Origin of the sequence: Pigmentibacter sp. JX0631, assembly GCF_029873255.1 — a bacterium.
Taxonomy (GTDB): Bacteria; Bdellovibrionota_B; Oligoflexia; order Silvanigrellales; family Silvanigrellaceae; genus Silvanigrella.
Window position 1 is genome coordinate 2,121,679 of sequence record NZ_CP123622.1, and the last position, 18,322, is coordinate 2,140,000.

General features: G+C 33.5%; 14 protein-coding genes, 1 tRNA gene and 1 rRNA gene (1 of these 16 cut by a window edge). 4 read left to right on the forward strand and 12 right to left on the reverse strand.

From position 1 onward, the window contains the following. The first annotated feature begins 139 nt into the window (after positions 1-139). A complete protein-coding gene (locus QEJ31_RS09320; protein ID WP_280589564.1) occupies positions 140-916 on the forward strand; it encodes an AMP nucleosidase in 777 nt (258 codons plus the stop codon). A gap of 28 nt (positions 917-944) precedes the next feature. Here QEJ31_RS09320 and QEJ31_RS09325 read toward each other — a convergent pair whose 3' ends face one another. From QEJ31_RS09325 to QEJ31_RS09380, 12 genes are all read right to left on the reverse strand, one after another. After that, entirely contained in the window at positions 945-1,751 is an 807-nt protein-coding gene (locus tag QEJ31_RS09325) for a hypothetical protein (protein WP_280589566.1), read from the reverse strand. A gap of 54 nt (positions 1,752-1,805) precedes the next feature. Next, complete coding sequence (locus tag QEJ31_RS09330) at positions 1,806-1,967, reverse strand: hypothetical protein (protein WP_280589567.1); 162 nt, start codon at positions 1,965-1,967, stop codon at positions 1,806-1,808. A gap of 65 nt (positions 1,968-2,032) precedes the next feature. Then, positions 2,033-2,989: a phosphatase domain-containing protein gene (locus QEJ31_RS09335; protein WP_280589568.1), complete on the reverse strand. Its 957-nt coding sequence runs from the start codon at positions 2,987-2,989 to the stop codon at positions 2,033-2,035. 137 nt (positions 2,990-3,126) lie between these two features. Beyond that, positions 3,127-3,858 carry a 7-carboxy-7-deazaguanine synthase QueE gene (locus QEJ31_RS09340; protein ID WP_280589569.1) on the reverse strand — a complete coding sequence of 244 codons (732 nt, stop codon included), beginning with the start codon at positions 3,856-3,858 and terminating at the stop codon, positions 3,127-3,129. A gap of 16 nt (positions 3,859-3,874) precedes the next feature. Then, positions 3,875-4,804, reverse strand: a complete 930-nt coding sequence (locus tag QEJ31_RS09345) for a 6-carboxytetrahydropterin synthase (RefSeq protein ID WP_280589571.1) — start codon at positions 4,802-4,804, stop codon at positions 3,875-3,877. A gap of 76 nt (positions 4,805-4,880) precedes the next feature. After that, positions 4,881-5,807: a flagellin gene (locus QEJ31_RS09350; RefSeq protein ID WP_280589572.1), complete on the reverse strand. Its 927-nt coding sequence runs from the start codon at positions 5,805-5,807 to the stop codon at positions 4,881-4,883. A gap of 29 nt (positions 5,808-5,836) precedes the next feature. Then, on the reverse strand, positions 5,837-8,758 hold the full coding sequence (locus QEJ31_RS09355) for a hypothetical protein (protein WP_280589573.1): 2,922 nt from the start codon (positions 8,756-8,758) through the stop codon (positions 5,837-5,839). A 72-nt stretch (positions 8,759-8,830) separates the two neighbouring features. Beyond that, entirely contained in the window at positions 8,831-10,378 is a 1,548-nt protein-coding gene (locus QEJ31_RS09360; RefSeq protein ID WP_280589574.1) for an aldehyde dehydrogenase family protein, read from the reverse strand. Next, the gene (locus QEJ31_RS09365; protein WP_280589576.1) at positions 10,375-12,180 is read right to left on the reverse strand and encodes an ABC transporter ATP-binding protein; all 1,806 of its coding nucleotides are present in this window, start codon (positions 12,178-12,180) and stop codon (positions 10,375-10,377) included. Before QEJ31_RS09365 ends, QEJ31_RS09360 begins: the two co-directional genes overlap by 4 nt. 25 nt (positions 12,181-12,205) lie before the next feature. Next, positions 12,206-13,486: a hypothetical protein gene (locus QEJ31_RS09370; RefSeq protein ID WP_280589578.1), complete on the reverse strand. Its 1,281-nt coding sequence runs from the start codon at positions 13,484-13,486 to the stop codon at positions 12,206-12,208. Between the two features lie 18 nt (positions 13,487-13,504). Further along, complete coding sequence (locus QEJ31_RS09375) at positions 13,505-14,314, reverse strand: lysophospholipid acyltransferase family protein (protein ID WP_280589580.1); 810 nt, start codon at positions 14,312-14,314, stop codon at positions 13,505-13,507. Continuing rightward, positions 14,295-15,608, reverse strand: a complete 1,314-nt coding sequence (locus QEJ31_RS09380) for a phosphopantothenoylcysteine decarboxylase (protein ID WP_280589582.1) — start codon at positions 15,606-15,608, stop codon at positions 14,295-14,297. Before QEJ31_RS09380 ends, QEJ31_RS09375 begins: the two co-directional genes overlap by 20 nt. Positions 15,609-15,696: 88 nt before the next feature. Here QEJ31_RS09380 and speE point away from each other — a divergent pair, with 88 nt between their 5' ends. From speE to QEJ31_RS09395, 3 genes are all read left to right on the forward strand, one after another. Beyond that, complete coding sequence (gene speE / locus QEJ31_RS09385; protein ID WP_280589584.1) at positions 15,697-16,611, forward strand: polyamine aminopropyltransferase; 915 nt, start codon at positions 15,697-15,699, stop codon at positions 16,609-16,611. Positions 16,612-16,772: 161 nt separating this feature from the next. After that, positions 16,773-16,848, forward strand: a tRNA-Met gene (locus tag QEJ31_RS09390). 170 nt (positions 16,849-17,018) lie between these two features. Then, a 16S ribosomal RNA gene (locus QEJ31_RS09395) occupies positions 17,019-18,322 on the forward strand; it runs 228 nt beyond the window's last position.

Genomic DNA, 18,322 nt, shown 5'->3' on the forward strand with positions numbered 1-18,322 from the left:
AAAACTTTAGGTTCGGCACAAGTTAAAAAGATTAGCATGGTATGTTTTTAATTCTTGTGTAAGATGCTGATATTATATTAAAAGTAAATGTGGAACAAATTTCCTTAAAATACTTATGACCAATGACTAGGAGCTTTTTATGAAAACAAAAGCAGAAATTTGCAAAAACTGGCTGCCAAGATACACTGGCACAAAAATAGATGACTTTGCAGATCATATTTTACTTACAAACTTTCAAACTTATGTGAATCGCTTTGCTGAAATGACGGATTCAAAAGTAGTTGGCTTAGATAGAGCTATGCCAAATGCAACATGTAAGAAGTCTAATGTTTCTATCATAAATTTTGGAATGGGTTCTGCTAACGCTGCGACTATTATGGATTTACTAAGTGCACGAGCGCCTAAATCTGTTTTGTTTTTAGGCAAATGTGGGGGGCTAAAACATTCCACTGAAATAGGGCACTTTATTTTACCTATAGCAGCGATACGTGGAGAAGGTACTTCAAATGATTACTTTCCTCCAGAAGTTCCGGCTTTACCCTCATTCAAATTGCATAAATTTGTATCACAAAAGATAGTTGAAGGTGGTCATGACTACCGAACCGGAGTTGTTTATACAACAAATAGAAGAGTCTGGGAGCATGACCAAAGTTTTTTAAAATATATGCACACTATGAAATGCATTGCAGTTGATATGGAAACGGCAACAATATTAATGGTTGGTTTTTATAATGAAATAGCTAGGGGAGCTTTATTAATTGTTTCTGATGTTCCTATTACTCCTGAAGGAGTGAAAACAGAAGCTGGAGACAAGGCTATCTCTGCTAAATGGACAGATATTCATATTAAATTGGGAATTGATAGTTTAAAAGATCTTGAAACAAAAGGTGAACAAATTAAACATTTTAAATATTGATTTTCTTCACTATGGGAGAGAAAAGTCTCTATTTGTATTTTAATTTAGAATACTTTCTCCTGAGTTGATCGACTACTTTCTCGTCTAGCATGACTTTTGCTAATTCCTTCCATATCGTTAATTTTTGTTCATGCGTTATATTTGTTTTTTTTGAAAATGGGAAATAATTTGAACGGGCTTCATACGGGATACGGTGTATTTTTAATTTAGGAAGCAATTCTCGAAATTGGTTTTCAGCCAAGCCAGGGATATAGCCAAAGTTTGCAACAACGCAACCAGAGTTGTCGCGGAGTAATTTTTTGATACTGACCAAATCATTTTTACTAAGTTCTGCGTTTTCTTTATAAATATCTTCAATTTTTTTTGCTAATGAATATCCTCTTGCCACTCTTACCGGGAGAAGAAGTTTTTCTTTGTTACCTTTATATTCAAATTGCGAATTTTTATTAGTTATAACCATATATTTTGAACAAGTCATTCTAAAAAGTGAAGTGCAAGGTCCCTCTTTTTCTTCGGGGCCAGATCCAGGTGGATAATCTACTGCACGTGATCTTTCTTCAGTATATGACACATCAAGAATTGCATCGATTTGACCTTTTTCAGCATCGTTTACGCATCTATCCATAGGTTTAAAATCAAAAGTATAATTGATATCTAGTTTACTTTTTAATTTTTTAAAAGCTATTTTAATAATATCTACGCTAGGCGTTTCATAAACAGCATCTGGATTGATAGATTTTCTAACATCATTTGCACAAATGGTTAATGTTAGCTTATTTGCTAAAACATTAAATTGAAATAAGGATAGCAAAATTGTTAGTAAAATTTTAAGCAAAATGAACTCTATATTAAAAGTTAAATTTTCTTACAATCATCTATAGTCATAAAATTACTTACATAAATCATCTAATGCAAGTCTTAAGCCATATGCGCCGACAGATTGGTTTTCAAAACTCCAGTTACCTCCCATTTTAGTGCCAAGCTTCACACTTCTATAGGTTCCATTATTTTGTAAAATATTGCCTTCATAAATTATGCTTCCAACATCCATAGGAGAAGTGTAGCATGTACAGAATTATATCCAGGGGCTACATACCAAGTGTATTCTTTTTTTCATTATGGAGTTGCTACTTCGCAACCCCTAAATTGTGTAATAATAGAACGAATTCTTTCTATTTTAGAACTAAGTTCTAAATCTTCTTGAACAAAAGGAGTGACTAAATTGTTCCATTCTGATGTCATAAAGCCTTTACAACCAGTCATCCATTCTTGATAAAAAAGTTTTTGATTGTGTCTTAATGAATGATTATTTGAATATTCAGGCGTATAATTACTTTCATTTTTAATATTATTATAGAAAATTGGATCTATATTTTGTAAAGATTCATTTACAACTCTTAATACATTTTCTTTTGAAATTAATCCCAATCGATAAAATTGAATTGCTAAATCCACTCCAGTAAAATAAGGTGTTTGTCCTTGGAAAATTTCAAACGATTGTCTTGTATTACTTGATGAATAATTAACTATATTTAAATTTGCAGCAGCGTATACATAGTGAATAAATACAATCAGCCTAGAACCATATTTATCTTGCAAAGTTTTGTAGACATCAGGATCAAATTCCCCATTATCACCAATTAGGATAAATGTTGAATTAGGATGCGCTTCAATTATAGGTGTGATTGCATTCAATTTTGCATCTAATGTTTTTTCACCAATTTTTTTGTTAAGAAAATAAGCTTTTGATGGAAAAGGAAATTCATTTTTCTTTAAAAAATGGACAGATAATTTTCCTAATTGACCTGGTGCACCTGAAACAAAGAAAATTTCTCTTCCCACAGTACCATTGCTACCTTTTCCGTTTTCATAAAATAATTGATAAACGAGATCTATTGCAAAAAATGCTTGAGATCTAGAACCATGCTCAACCATTTTCATCGTTCCAGCTTTTAGTCCCGTTATTTTAATAGTGTCATCAATATCAGAAATTATAAAAATCTTTTGCGGATATGCAGTCATTGAAATTAGTAAGAAGATAAGAGCTGCTAAAATAAAAATAAATTTTTTCATATCATCTCCCTTATGAATAATATTTTATCGGTTGTTTTTTTCCAAAATTGAGAAATATTTTTGATTATTAGTGTTTGTTTTTATTGAGTATTTTTTAGATTATAAGAAGAATTTAAAATAGTGAATCGAGAAAAGAATTAAACCCCACGTTTATTGCCAAACAATAAAATATGTAATCTTGGTGTGTAGTTAAAGCCATATTTAAGACATTCATCATGTAGCCAAATATTAGCTAATTGTGACTCAACTGTAATACCTTCTGCCATTAAATAAATTTTATTTGCCTTTAATGAAAAATTTTCTACTATTTTCAATACTTCTTCCATGTCAGCATCTTTAAAAGTTTTTCTGATTACAAATTTAAAATAGATATTATCTTGCTTTTTAGATAAATCAGACCAATGTTGGAAAGACTCAGTTACTATTTCTTCTCCACTATTATTGAATTTTGGTGAAATATTCCATTGCAATAAAGAATAATCGCTTGCAAGAAAATTTTTAATTTGCAAATGCGGAATGCGTGTTCCGTTACTTTCTACTTCACCAGTGTATTCTTTGCCTAGACTGCGTATTAAGACACCTAAATTATGAAGAGTTGGCTCACCGCCAGAAAGAATGAGATGTTTTTGTGGGTATTCTTTTATTTTTAGAAGAAGTTCATTTAAAGAATAACGTTTAAACAATTGGCCTTTTGTTAAGTTATTTTTGTCAATAGGATCGCTTTTGATTGTATGTGTATAAGGAGTATCGCACCAAGTACAGCGTAAATTACAGATTTGAAAACGGATTAATAATGAAGGTTTTCCACTGTTTGGACCTTCACCTTGTAAGCAAGGATAAATTTCATTAACTAAATAAGTTGCAGTCATTTGTAGTCTCTAACCATTAAGAATAAATAGAACCTTTTGCTAAACCTTCGTAAGCTCGAATTTCTAAATCCTGATCGGTTGCTTGAAATAAACTTTTTATAAATTCTGCTATGTTTTCTACAGTACTTTCATGTTCTAACAAAAATACACATTCTTTTGGAAGAATAACAGCAACCTCTCCTTGAGTTCCTTTATATTGCGCAACTATTAATTTTTCTTTAAATTCTGATATTTCAGGACAATGTTCTATTAATTCATGAATTAATTTAGAATTCCAATTGGCATCTATATAATTTCTTGAAATAATATAAGAGTGGTTTAGTTTTTTAGCGATAAAATTACTTTTATCAGCATCAAATTTTCCATTTTTGAAAACTTCAATTATATTGCTATGGCCATGAAATCTTTGGCAATTGCCATAATGATGACACAAGCTATGTGTATAGCTAAAGTAATTACTTTTAACATGATCTTCATGGGGTCTTAATTTAACAATTACATTTGTTACATTTTCGGGGGAATTTCGAAGAATTGAGTGAGAAATTTCTTTTTCTAATAAAGAAACATCTCCTTTGTCTAAAGATATTAAGGTTTCTCTTGATATTTTTCTTACAGAATTACTGTAAGTATTTATTGCAAAAATAGAATGTTGTTCTGCTTCTTTAAAGCCTGCCACAATTATTAACTGTGAATTGGATTGAAAACGAATACTGCTTGGTTTAACAAGCAATTTATGATCGAATTCGTGATCTATGGTACTTTTTGCTGATTTTTTTGCTAAACTAAAATCAAAAAGAACTCCATTTTTGTCTTTTTTACCTTCCCAAGTAACATCAACGTACCAGCTTTTTCCTTGTGGACCTGTACTAGGATATAAAATAGCACAGTCAAGCAAAGTAACATCTTGAATGAATATTTTGGTCGTACTCTGGGGTGTATTTAACATAATTAGACAAAACCTTTTCTAAGTCAGAAGCTAAAATTCTTCTGTGGATTTGTCTTAGCGAAATAATGAATAGTGATCAACCTAAAAGCTTTAAAGCCATTTCAGGGATTTGATTTGCTTGGGAAAGAACAGAAATTCCGGCTTTTTGCAATATGGTTTGTTGCACAACTTGAGAACTTTCCTCTGCATAATCAGAGTCTTTGATTCTTGATTTTGCTGCTTCTAAGTTTTCAATAGTCATACCTGTGTTTGCAGCTGCGTATTGCATTCTGTTTTGGATGGCGCCTAAAATAGCTCGATATTCATTAACTTTATCAATGGCCTTATCCAAACGAATCATACTGCGTTGAGCAAAAATCTTTTTATCAACTCTTGTTCCTTCTTCATCTGTTACAGTTCCTATTTCGAGAGAGCCCTCTCCACCTGTTAAAGCATTAATTTTTTCTAAATTAATTCTGATAATATGGGTAGGATTCCTAACCGTATAAAGATCATCTACTTCAGGGTAGTATGAAGCCCCAACTTGTATTTCTAACGGAGGAGGGTTGCTGTTTTCTTTCAGGACAGCCGGAATCTCTGCTGCTCCAGTGAGAAGTCGGGTTCCATTAAATTCAGTAGAATAGGCAATTCTATCAATTTCATCTTTAAGGGCAACAAATTCTTTTTGGATGTGCCCTCGCTCTAAATCTCCTATTGTATCACTCGCAGCTTGGACTGAGAGTTCTTTTAATCTTATCAGCATATTTGATATTTCGTTCAAACCACCTTCTGCCGTTTGTATTAAACTAATCCCGTCATGCGTATTGCGTTTTGCTTGGATGAGACCTCTAACTTGTGAACGTAGTTTTTCAGAAATAGCAAGTCCCGCAGCGTCATCAGCTGCTCTATTAATTCTATACCCACTCGCAACTCTTTCAGTATGTTTAGCTAAAGCAAGGGTTGACACAGCTAAATTCCTCTGTGCATTGATTGAGCTAATATTCGTTTGTACCCTCAATCCCATTTTTACTTCTCCGTGAAGGATTTACCCTCTTACTGAGTTTGGGCTTCTAGGTTTCTTCCTATTGTAAGGCAAGTTGAAATGATTTTATAGGCTTGGTGACGCATTGTTTCAATTTCATCACGCGCTTCCCATGTCAAGCCTTCATGTACGGCACGATTTCTACTATCTTGGAGAGAATGGACTAGTTTAATAAATTCAAAAAGTTCAATATCATCTGAAAAATTTAGGGAAATAATTTTATTTAATTGAAATTGGCATTCTTGCCTAGATGCTACTAAAAGTAACAAGGCAAATGCTTTGGGGCCATCCAAAGTAAAACGCTTTCCAGGCCTGTATAAACATATCGCCCGCAGCATTTTGCGTAATTTAAATTTACTAAAATAAGGAATGGTACGTATTGTTGGAAGATTGGCAATATATTCTTCAAAAGCCGTCATTTTTTCAACGATACCTTTTCCGTAACCAATTGAGTCTAACCTTTTTGATAACTCTCCTTTTCTAATAATTGAATCAGTATAAGCCTCAAAGGTATCCCGCATAGTTAACTCAACAGCTTTGCAATGCATATTAACAATAGGACTTAAATCTACAGCTTCATTCCCCCATTCTTTTGATTGAATTAAGATCATTTCAGCTGTTCGGAGCGCACTCTTAGAATCAATTGATAAAGTAGTGCTATTAGGAATAAAAGATTTAATGACAAGATCGATATCTTGGGAAGATATTTTTTGATCATTTTTTATAGAGTTGTCATTTTGCGGAGGAATTAATTCTATTATTTTTTTTATAGCGTATTGCAATGCTGTATCTACTTTTTCATTTAGTCGCATAAATTGCAAAGTTTTAAATTCCTGTAAAATTTCTTCAGGATTAACTAAGGGAATTTCATTTATTATTTTTATTTTAATTTCATCACTAATAGAAGGTTTAGAAATTAAGCGAATCAAAGCCTGGTGAGCTCTTGGATGTTTGGATTTTAACAATTCTACAATAGTGTGTTCCACAAAATCGATATCAATATGTTGCAATGCTTGATATAATATAGCTTTAATTGCATCGTCAGAATCTAATTTTACTAGGGCTCTTACTATCCATCTTTTTTCAACATGTGGAGCGACCCGCAAACCTTCGCGTATAAATTTTTCATAGAAATCTTTTTCTTCACCACTTAAATTAGAATTTAAACAAACTTGCAGAATAGCTCCCCAACGCATGATAGGTCTATCACTATAATAATTTCCATTCCAATCAGAGGAATCGCTATCATTTTCTTCTTCTGTTTGTTGGGAAGTATTGTCCAAAATTGATTGAATTAAATTAGATATATCTTTAAGAGTTTCTAAAGTTTTTTGAGTAATTGGTACTCTAAATTGATTTGCGCCTACTAAAATAGATTGGAAGCGTGATGTTACTTCTAGAATGTATTCATCTTTTTCCATGTTTCCACTAATTAATGTATTTCTAATAGTTTCTAATTCACTTTGAATTGCCAAACTTATTGTATGGAGGTCTAGCTTTGGAGCGCTTAATGCTATAGCAGTAAATGCCCAACTAGTTCCTGAAAAAGGTATAGTTTTATACAATTCATTCATAAAATAAGTAGAATAAGATCCGCCAATGGTTGCAGAATAAATTTTATCAACCCAGCGATCATATGTGCTGAGTTTTATATCCCCATTTTTCTTATGAAACATTTTTATATTACTTAACACTATTTTTTCATGTAATATATAATTCTGAAGATTATATTTATCTGTATTGATGTTACCTAAAGCGAATACTTGGGCTAGTAGTAAATCGATATCACAATTTTTTTCAAATAAATTTTGCCAATCTTTTGTTTTTTTTGTAAGGAAAAAATTGTCATAATTTAAAAAAGTAAAATTTAAATCATTTGATAATTTATGCCAAATATTAAAATTTTCGGGATTTGTAATTGATTCATTAAAAATTTCTGAAGCATATGGTTTGAAAAGACCCCATATTTTACAAACAGAAGGTTGTAATTTTTCAACATTTATTAAACCAATCTTGGGATCTTGCGCTAATATATTTATTAATATTGGATCTTTTAATTTTAAAATTACACATAATATTTTTAATAAATTTTCGAAATTAGTTTCTGTAACCAAAATTTCTTGCAAAGATTTAGCTAATATTTCCTTGTTAAAGCAATTAAAGCCTGTGAAATTTGGTAAAATATTATTAGCGTTATTATAGATAAAATCTTTGGCAGATTTCTGATTAAAGTTTTCACTTTGGTAATAAGAAATTTGATTATATATTAATTGAGATACCCTAATTAACTTGGTATTAATTAATTTGTTTAATATTGAATTTAATTCATCTATTTTTAACGAAAATCCTAAATAAAGTAAAGCCGATATTGCTGAGTTGCTTTTTAAAATTAAATTTCTTTCATTTTCAAGAATAGAAATAGCTATTTTATTAGCTTTTATCGATGAGTATCCTAAACTAAGAAATGTATTGAATCCTTTTGATAGGATGTAGTCTGGCAATTTATCATGAAATGAATTTTCGAAAGCTGAAATAAATCTTTCGTCAGAAGTTTGCTCAATATAATGGTAAATTGCATATAATATTTCGTCTACCTGAGTGTGCTTTTCTAGTAAATTTTTTATTCTGTGAGAAAAAGATGAGATTTTAGAGTTAGCTAATGCCATAATGCAGCTGCTTAATACACTTGCATTAGTTTCTTTTAATAACAAATAAGAAATGATCGCCCATTCACTACTCGGTGTACTAGGAAGTGAGAGTGAAGAAGCTAATTTTGATTTTTCTTCTTGGGTAGGAATGAGAGACATAATTTGCCAAATAAGCAAATTTCCCTGCCAGGATTGAGAATTTTTTACCAACTTTTCTATTGCATTGTAGCGATCATTTGCATTTTCAGAACGGACATATTGTTTTAAATCTTGAAAAATTGGCATTCTGTTCACTCCCTACCCAAAGTGATTTATAGTCAAAAAATACTTTGGGGGCAATTAAAAACAAAAAGGAGATTAAATTTTAACTGTGTAATCAGTTGGATTAATATAGTGAGTATCCATTTGTGCAAGTTGCAAAGTTCCGCTCATATCCCAATTAACAGATTGCCACTTTGTAAATTGATCAACAACCCAAATTCCTGATTGTCTACTGCCATTTCCGCTTTTTCCATTCCCTCCAAAAGGAAGATGCGCTTCAGCACCCGTCGTACTGTTATTTATACTTGTCATTCCAGCTGAAATTTCTGTCCTAAAACGATATGCAGATTGAACATTGTTTGTATATATAGCTGAACTTAATCCATACCCTGTTTTATTTGCTAAATATATAGCTTCATCAAGGTCACTAAAAGATAAAAGATTGAATATTGGGCCAAATGTTTCAGTTGAGAAGATAGCGTCTTCAGCTGTGACGTTGTCAACAATACTTGGAAATGCATAATATCCTAAGTTTGCATTTCCAGAAAAATTTTCTGGTTTTACAGTATCAGTGATACGGCCATTCTTTGCAGTTAATAATTTATGATGAGGTTTTACTAAATTTTCCAAGTTATCAATATGTTTCTTTAAAAATTTTTCACTAATCATAGGTCCATAAAATATGGTTTCATTTAATGGATTTCCAATATGAATATTTGTAACTTTATCGAGTAATTTTTTAGTAAGTGATTCTTTAATTGATTTATGCACAATTAAGTTACCTAATGATGTGCAGCGTTGACCAGCTGTGCCAAAACCTGCCCACAAAGCTCCATTTACAACAAGATCTAGATCAGCATCTGGCATGACAACCATCGGATTTTTACCGCCAAGCTCTAAACAAGGAGTTTGCAAATTACGGCCACAAATTTCACCAATTTGTTTTCCAACCTCTGTACTTCCGGTAAATCCTATTTTATCTATCAATCCCTCATCGACCAAAGAAACTAATGCAGCACCTGTTTTTGTACCTGAACCAAAAACAACATGGAAAACATTCTTTGGAACTCCTGCTGCGTATAACATTTCAGCAAAAATCATAGACAAATATGGTGTGTCTTCTGATGGTTTCCATACACAGACATTTCCGCAAACCAAAGCAGGAATAAAATACCAACTTGGAACTGCAAAAGGAAAATTTCCAGCGGTTATACAAGCAAATACACCAAGTGGTCTGCGATAAGTATACAATTCTTTGTTGCGCATTTCGCTCGGTACAGTTTGTCCGTATAATCTTCTGCCTTCAGAAATAAAAAAATAACAAGTATCAATGGCTTCTTGAATATCACCACGAGCTTCCTTTATAGGCTTGCCCATTTCTCTGGTTAATATCTGTGCCAAGGATTCCTTATTTTTTTCTATTAGTTTAGCAAAATTTGCTATAATTCCTGCACGAATCGGTGGGGGAGTGTTTTTCCAATTTTCCCAACCTTTTTTTGCTTCACTACAGGCTTCTCGACACTCATCTTTAGTTGCATTTGCAAAAACAGCTACAGTATCTTCTTTATTTGCTGGGTTTATTGAAGGAAATTGATCTGTCCCTATGGTTCTTTTACCAGAAATAATAGATGAAATTGCACTCATATTAATTCCTTTGTTACTGATGGATCGCTAAAAGCTTTGTTGGCTTGCGATGTCTTTGTTGGTGAAAAATCCAATATATCAGTAGCATATTCTTTTATAGCAGGTCTATGGGCAATCACGATAGTAATTGCGTTTTGCACATGAGTTTTTAAATTTTCAATTATTTTAATTTCATTTGCATTATCTAGAGCACTAGTTCCTTCATCAATGATAATTAAATCGGGTTGGTTGTAGAAAATTCTAGCAAACATTAATCGTTGTTTTTCGCCGCCAGATAGTCCACTTACATCTGAAAAAACATCTTTTTCTAATAAGGATAATGAAAGAGCTTTTTTTATTTCTGAAATTTCCTGCGCAGAAGGTTCAGATATTTTTTTAGGATAAATTACATTTTCAAAAATTGAACCTGAAAAAATAAATGGATCTTGAGGGATAAAACAAATTTTACTTGCAATTTTTTTATAATATTCCTCACTAATATCGGTATTATTTATTAATATTTTTCCTTGATAAATTGTTTGTATACCAAGAAATGTTCTGATAAATGTGCTTTTACCAGCGCCAGATTGCCCAATAACAACTAATAAAGAACCTTTTTTTAATGAAACATTTATATCTTCAACAAGAGGTCTTGCAGGATGGTTTGCTATGGTTAAATTTTTTATTTGGACTGAGTCAATTTTAAAATTTAATGCTTCTTCTTTCTTTTCAATTAAATGATTGCTTGATTCTAAGGTTTGGTCGGATAAAAATAATTTAATTCTATGTAAAGCATCGGTTCCTTTACGGGTGGAATTTAATTGACTCGACATTCTGTTAATTTTATCTGATAAAAGTGCAACAGTTAACATAAAATTAATAAAAATATTACTATCTAGTGATCCATCAGATATTTTTCGCATAGCTGCGATTATTATAAAAGCACCAGCTATGGTTCCAAGCCATTCTACTAATGGGCTTCCTAAAGTTTTAGCACGAGTAGCTCTTCGCCAAATATGATATATTTTGTCATTAATTTTATTAAATTTTATTATCTCATAAGGAATTGCTTTATGTACTTGAATGGTTTGCCAGCCACGCATTCTTTCTAATATTCCACTTAATAATTCGCTTTCAAATTGCAATCCTTGTCTAGATAGTTTTTTTAATGTTTTACTAGTTACGCGTAAAACTATTCCAGCAGGAATTAAAACAGTAACAAATAAAGTAAAAAGTTGAACATCTAAAATAACTAACCAAATTAATAATATTAAAGTAGTTAAACCATCTTTAATAATACTACTTACAAGTCTTGTAAAAGTTTGTTGAGTTTCTCTGATATCTTCGCCTACCATTGAAGATAAAAGTCCTGCATCTACTTTTTTAGCTGACTGATAATTTAATGATAAATATTTTTCAGCAATTTCAGATCTTAATTTTTTTGCAAGTTTTTCACCTAAATGTCTAATTAAATATTCATTGTAAAAGTTTAAAAATCCATAAACAAATGCAACAATTAAAAAAATAATTGTAAACCATTCTCTTTGAAATGATAGAGGTATAGAGCTTTCAAAGCGAGTTCCTTCAACTAAAGGCGTTATCCATAATGCAAGTTGTTCGCCAAGAAGTCGAGACCATGTTAAATCTGTTGGAGTAGAATTAATTGTTTGAATAACGAATGAAGTTACACAAAGTAAACCTAATGATAGAGGAATAATAATTAGGACAGAAATTAAAAAAATAAAAAACTGACTTGGCCATATTCCAATTTGTTGAATCCATAATTGAAATGATGATAGATATTTGGAATTACTTGAAGTCATTATAAATTGTTACCTTGAAAATATGTTAATTAAAAGTTCTTAATCTTATTAATTTCTTTTTGTTTGCTGGTAAAGTAAAGGTTTGTTCAATAGGAAGTCCATATTCAGGCTTTATCGTTACTGTTGTTAGTTTATTGGCAGGAATAGATACTCTAAAAACTTGCAATGTATCCGGTAAAGTTGTCCAGCTTCTTGTATCTGCTGTTTCAGTTATTGCGCCAAATGCATTTGCAGCTAAACCAGCTAAAGGATTTTCATCTCCAAGCTTTCTAGCAGCTACTTCTTTTGCTAAAACTCGTGCAGCCATTTTAGCAATATCTCTAACTCTTCTATCTTCTAAAGCCTGTTTCGCCATTTTCCCAATATCTTCCATTAATATAGTTTTTCCTACAGCTTTAGAGTTAATAAAAACCTCTGAGTTTTTACTTTTATATAGTAAATCCTTGTACTCTGGAAAAGATATTCTTACAACGGTTCTATCAGTTGGAAATAAAATTTCTTTCGGAATTTTAATCGGTGAATTACCAGATTCATAGACGACAAAAATTTCAGCTTTTTTTAGCAATTCATGATGATTTTCCCACGTTAAATTTGGAAATTTTCCTTTAATTTCTTTTAATATATCTGTTCTGTTTTTAAATTCAGCAAGTCTTCCTAAATCTTTTGAAATTTGTAATTCAGCTGATTTAAAGTGCGAATTATCAGCATTTAACTGGATACTTGTTAAAGCTTTTCTATATTCAATGATAGCGCTATCCCATTCGCTTTTCGTCTCGTAAACCAACCCTGAAAAATAATTAGAGAATATATCATACTTGTATAAATTTTTCCCTACATTATCAGTATCCATAGCCTTTTTTATATCATTCGTTCTTCTAATCATGACTATTGCATTATTAGGATCTTCGTTGGCGAAAAAAGCGATAGATGAAAAAATTGGCAAAAGTATTTTTTCATGAGATTCGCCTGTATAATCGGTGATTGAGTCATTTATTATAAAACTAGCTGCTGTTTTTGATATACTAGTTGTGTATAAATCTTCTAATTTTTGGTCGGATTGAATCCAGTTTTTTGCAGCATTTTGATAATCTTTTTGGAGATAAAGTAACATGCCTTTTTCCATTTTAAATAAAGCAAAGTTACGCCCCTCAGTAGCTAGTGAACTTTCATCTAACATTTTTGTCGCTTCAGACATTTTGCCACTATATAAATTATCTCGAATATTTGAATTTTCTTGAGTATAAGATTGGCATCCAGTTACAATTGTAACAGACATAAATAATAGAGTACAACTTTTAAAATTCATAATTGCATAACTTCCTGTTTATAATTTTGAACTTATTGCTATTTTAGATTTTTCCATTAATTCTGTTGCGGTTAAATTTGTAGGATCAATTTTTTCATGCACATGGATAATTACTCTAGAATATTTTGGGCATAAAGATCCTTTCGGTAACAAATCAGAACACCCTGAAATTGTAATTGGAATGATAGAAACATTTAGCATCTTTGCTAAGCGAAAAGCCCCTGATTTAAACTCTCCAAGCTCACCAGTTTTACTTCTTGTGCCTTCTGGAAAAAATAACATTGGAGTGCCTCTTTTTAAATGAGATGACGAGAGTTTTATACTTTTTTCTCCGCTAGTTTTACTTGTCCGAATAACAGGAACGTATCCAACAGCTGATAAAGCCCATCCAAAAATAGGGATTTTAAATAAAGAAGCTTTTGCTAACCATCTAAACCGAGTTGAAAGCATAAATAAAGCTAGAATATCTGCTTGGCTTTGATGGTTTGAGACGTATATAACAGGTTCACCAATGGTAGCTAATTTTTCTTTTCCTCTAACCTCAAATTTCCACCACGGATTGAATTTTCCAATAGAAAGAGCCCATTTAGTAGCTATCCAATGTAGCGAATGCCTCTCACGATCAAAAAAATAAACGATAGGAAAAAAGATCAACACCAAAGAGGCAAACAATATTGATAAAAAAACAACGTTTAACCATGTATAAATTGCTCGTAACAATTGAAAATGATCTTTAGATGAAGATATTGAATTTTTTTGAGCAAAAGTCATAACTTTAATTCCTAAATTTCCATGAATAGTAAAAAAGTTAGTCAGCTTTGCTATCACAAAATTTCTTAAATGATGCGTAAAACTGAATTGCCATTTCTTTTTTCCCCTTTACACCTGTTTCGGAGATATGTCCATTTGTCTTTGTTATAAGTACTCCAGCGTGTTCTTTCTTCTTATTCCATGTAGTACTTGAATTACTGTATAAAACAGCGTTTAAATTTTTATTGGTCAAAAGTTCTTTGGCTATTTGAATACCTTCTTTTTCGCTATCAGAAGTAAGTTTAGCTCCTATTTTAAAAGGAATTTTTTGTAAATGCTCTAGATCTATAATTTTTTTAGCTTTGATGAAATCTATTTTTAGGTTTTCATCTTTGCTGGAAATTTTTGAGTGGGAAATTGATCTCGGTAAGAAATCTGAACCAGCAACTAAATTTATAAATGCATCATATTTAGAGACTTTTAGATCTTTCATAAATTCATACATATCTTTATAGTCTGGAAGATGGATAGTATTTTCAGAGTCAAAGATTGGTATTTCTTTATTTGTGTTAGCCGCAAGAATTGTTGGATGTGTTCCCATTGCATAAAATGTTTTAGCTACTTCTATTCCAAGCGAACCTGTCGACAAATTGGTTATACAACGTACAGGATCTAACATTGCTCTTGTACCACCCAGTGTAATTAATATGTTTTTTTCATTTGTATGATAAAATCTTCTTCTATTTATTATGTGGCAAATATTTATTGATAATTCATCGACAGATGGCAGTTTATCTTTTCCTTCTTCTTTTCTGGGTTTTGTAAAATGGACTGCATCTAGTTTTAATAGCTTTTCTTTATTTTTTTCTATTATTGGAGAAAAGCTTAAACTTTCATGCATAGTAGGGCAAAAAATAATTGTCTTTTTTAGCCCTAATGCACTTTGAATTAAAGTGGTTGCACCATCCGAACAAATTCCATTTGCAGATTTAGAAATTAAATCTGCCGTTGCTGGAATGATTATTACTGCATCTGCAGTGCAAATATGCTCGGCTAACCCTGTTGGATGGATTATTACTTCTTGTTGACTGGCCCAACGTAAACTGTCTAATCCTATAAATTTTAAACAATTTTCCGTTACAAAAAATTGTACTGTTGCTCCATGTCTTCTCAATTCTCTAGCTAGTTTAGGGAGCTCTATAGCTGCAATTCCACCTCCTCCAATAATCGCTAGACGTACATCTTTTAGATAAGAGGATATGTTCTGAACTTCTGTATCTTTGAGTGTGGAATTATGTGAATTATTTTCATTCTCTGAAGAAGCTATTTTACTTGCTATCGGATTTTTTTTTGATAATTTGCCTTCGTTCATTTTTGTGGACTCGTTAATTTATTGGTGCTAATGGCTTTAGCAAAGGATTCAATTGGTTCCTCGCCCTTAACTTCAAAAGGAAATATAAATGTTTTCTAAAAAAATACCACACACTCTTGAGTCTGATTCTGACATAACTTCACCACTAGACCTTTGGTACCAAGAACGTCATAACGATGAAGTTTCTTTTGGCTTGCATGTTAAAAAAGTACTTCATTCGGTTCAAAGTCCTTTTCAAAGGGTTGATGTGTTTGAATCTACGGGTTTTGGAAGAATATTAACACTTGATGGTTTGATGATGTGTTCTGATAGGGATGAGTTCGTTTATCATGAAATGATTTCCCATGTCCCACTTTTAGTTCATCCTAATCCAAAGAGAGTATTAGTTATAGGTGGCGGGGACGGTGGAACCCTCCGTGAGGTATTAAGGCACGATTGTGTTCAAGAAGCAGTGCTTTGTGAAATTGATGGTGAGGTTGTTGAAGCTGCTAAACAATTTTTCCCTTCTTTAGCTTTTGGATTAAATCATCCTAGAGCAAAGGTTCATATTGGTGATGGCGTTGATTTCGTTAAAAAAAGTGCTGCAGCGCAATTCGATATCATTATAGTTGATTCAACAGATCCTATTGGTCCTGGTGTTGGATTATTTTCTGGTGAATTTTATAAAGAAGTAAAACGCATTTTAACTCCAGGCGGTATAGTTATGGCGCAATGCGAGTCTCCTTGGGAAAATAAATTTGATTTAGCAAAGGTCTATGGCAATTTAAAAGAGGCGTTTTCTTCAGTTTATTCTATGGTTGGTACAATACCTTCATATCCATATGGCTACTGGTCTTGGGGTTTTGCGAGCGATGATGTTCACCCATTCGAAAGTATAAATTTTGAAAAAGCGCGTGCTATTGAAAAAGGCACTAAGTATTATAATGTCGACATTCATAAGAGTGCATTTGCTTTGCCAAACTTTCTTAAACAAAAACTACACGGCGTAGTTAAAAATGCATAAGAATTGATCTGGCAAAGTATTCTTTACTGAAAAGGTTTCATCAATTTGATGAAACCTTTTTTTGCTTATAATTCATGCATTTAATTATTTTTTTAAAAAATGAATGAAGTTGCTTGACAGTCCCTTCGTCGACATGTAGAACCCCTTTCACCACAATATGACGCGGGGTGGAGAAGTTGGTATCTCGTCGGGCTCATAACCCGAAGGCCGCAGGTTCAAGTCCTGTCCCCGCCACCAAAATTGTGAAAGTTATTTGACAAGAGAAGAGAGCAGAAACAGAGTGCGGGAGCGTAGTGATTCGTATCGCAAGAGACGAGTTACAAGGTTCCTTCATAAAAGAAAGAACCGTCAAGGTAGAGTAAAAACTACCATAAAAGAAAAGCGAGCTCCTTTTGGAGTAAGAAATAAGAGCTAAGAGTTTGATCCTGGCTCAGAACGAACGCTGGCGGCGTGCCTAACACATGCAAGTCGAACGGATGTAGCAATACATTAGTGGCGCACGGGTGAGTAATGCATGGGAATCTGCCTTGTGGAGGGGGATAACTACGGGAAACTGTAGCTAAGACCGCGTAAGCAGTAGCGATACTGGAAAGTGAGGGGATCGCAAGACCTTCAGCCATAAGATGAGCCCATGTTCCATTAGCTAGTTGGCGGGGTAACGGCCCACCAAGGCGAAGATGGATAGCTGGTCTGAGAGGACGATCAGCCACACTGGGACTGAGACACGGCCCAGACTCCTACGGGAGGCAGCAGTGGGGAATATTGCGCAATGGGGGAAACCCTGACGCAGCAACGCCGCGTGAGTGATGAAGGCCTTCGGGTTGTAAAGCTCTTTCGGTTGGGAAGAAGGGTGTAGTGACTAATAATCATTGCATTTGATGGTACCAAAAGAAGAAGCACCGGCAAACTTCGTGCCAGCAGCCGCGGTAATACGAAGGGTGCGAGCGTTGTTCGGAATTACTGGGCGTAAAGGGTTCGTAGGCGGGAATGCAAGTCAAGTGTGAAATCCCCGAGCTTAACTTGGGACGTGCATTTGAGACTGTGTTTCTTGAGTTTCGGAGAGGGTGGTGGAATTGCTGGTGTAGGAGTGACATCCGTAGAGATCAGCAGGAACACCGGAGGCGAAGGCGACCACCTGGCCGAATACTGACGCTGAGGAACGAAAGCGTGGGGAGCAAACAGGATTAGATACCCTGGTAGTCCACGCCGTAAACGATGATAACTAGGTGTTGGGGGAGTTGACCCCTCCAGTACCGTAGCCCACGCGCTAAGTTATCCGCCTGGGGAGTACGGCCGCAAGGCTAAAACTCAAAGGAATTGACGGGGGCCCGCACAAGAGGTGGAGTATGTGGTTTAATTACGAAGCAACGCGAAGAACCTTACCTGGGTTTGACATCCTGAGAAAAGCGTAGAGATACGTAATAGTAGCAATACACTCAGAGACAGGTGCTGCATGGCTGTCGTCAGCTCGTGTCGTGAGATGTTGGGTTAAGTCCCGCAACGAGCGCAACCCTTTCCCTTATTTGGCATCATTAAGTTGGCAACTATAGGGGTACTGCCGGTGATAAACCGGAGGAAGGTGGGGATGACGTCAAGTCCTCATGGCCCTTACATCCAGGGCTACACACGTACTACAATGGCCAAGACAAAGCGAAGCGAAGCGAGAGGTGAAGCCAAACGCAAAAACATGGTCTCAGTTCGGATTGTGGTC

What these genes read in the sequence shown, in the direction of transcription:
- QEJ31_RS09320 (WP_280589564.1), top strand. Translation starts at nt 140, where the DNA reads ATGAAAACAAAAGCAGAAATTTGCAAAAACTGGCTGCCAAGATACACT.
- QEJ31_RS09330 (WP_280589567.1), bottom strand. Translation starts at nt 1,967, where the DNA reads ATGGATGTTGGAAGCATAATTTATGAAGGCAATATTTTACAAAATAAT.
- QEJ31_RS09335 (WP_280589568.1), bottom strand. Translation starts at nt 2,989, where the DNA reads ATGAAAAAATTTATTTTTATTTTAGCAGCTCTTATCTTCTTACTAATT.
- QEJ31_RS09340 (WP_280589569.1), bottom strand. Translation starts at nt 3,858, where the DNA reads ATGACTGCAACTTATTTAGTTAATGAAATTTATCCTTGCTTACAAGGT.
- QEJ31_RS09345 (WP_280589571.1), bottom strand. Translation starts at nt 4,804, where the DNA reads ATGTTAAATACACCCCAGAGTACGACCAAAATATTCATTCAAGATGTT.
- QEJ31_RS09350 (WP_280589572.1), bottom strand. Translation starts at nt 5,807, where the DNA reads ATGGGATTGAGGGTACAAACGAATATTAGCTCAATCAATGCACAGAGG.
- QEJ31_RS09355 (WP_280589573.1), bottom strand. Translation starts at nt 8,758, where the DNA reads ATGCCAATTTTTCAAGATTTAAAACAATATGTCCGTTCTGAAAATGCA.
- QEJ31_RS09360 (WP_280589574.1), bottom strand. Translation starts at nt 10,378, where the DNA reads ATGAGTGCAATTTCATCTATTATTTCTGGTAAAAGAACCATAGGGACA.
- QEJ31_RS09365 (WP_280589576.1), bottom strand. Translation starts at nt 12,180, where the DNA reads ATGACTTCAAGTAATTCCAAATATCTATCATCATTTCAATTATGGATT.
- QEJ31_RS09370 (WP_280589578.1), bottom strand. Translation starts at nt 13,486, where the DNA reads ATGAATTTTAAAAGTTGTACTCTATTATTTATGTCTGTTACAATTGTA.
- QEJ31_RS09380 (WP_280589582.1), bottom strand. Translation starts at nt 15,608, where the DNA reads ATGAACGAAGGCAAATTATCAAAAAAAAATCCGATAGCAAGTAAAATA.
- speE (WP_280589584.1), top strand. Translation starts at nt 15,697, where the DNA reads ATGTTTTCTAAAAAAATACCACACACTCTTGAGTCTGATTCTGACATA.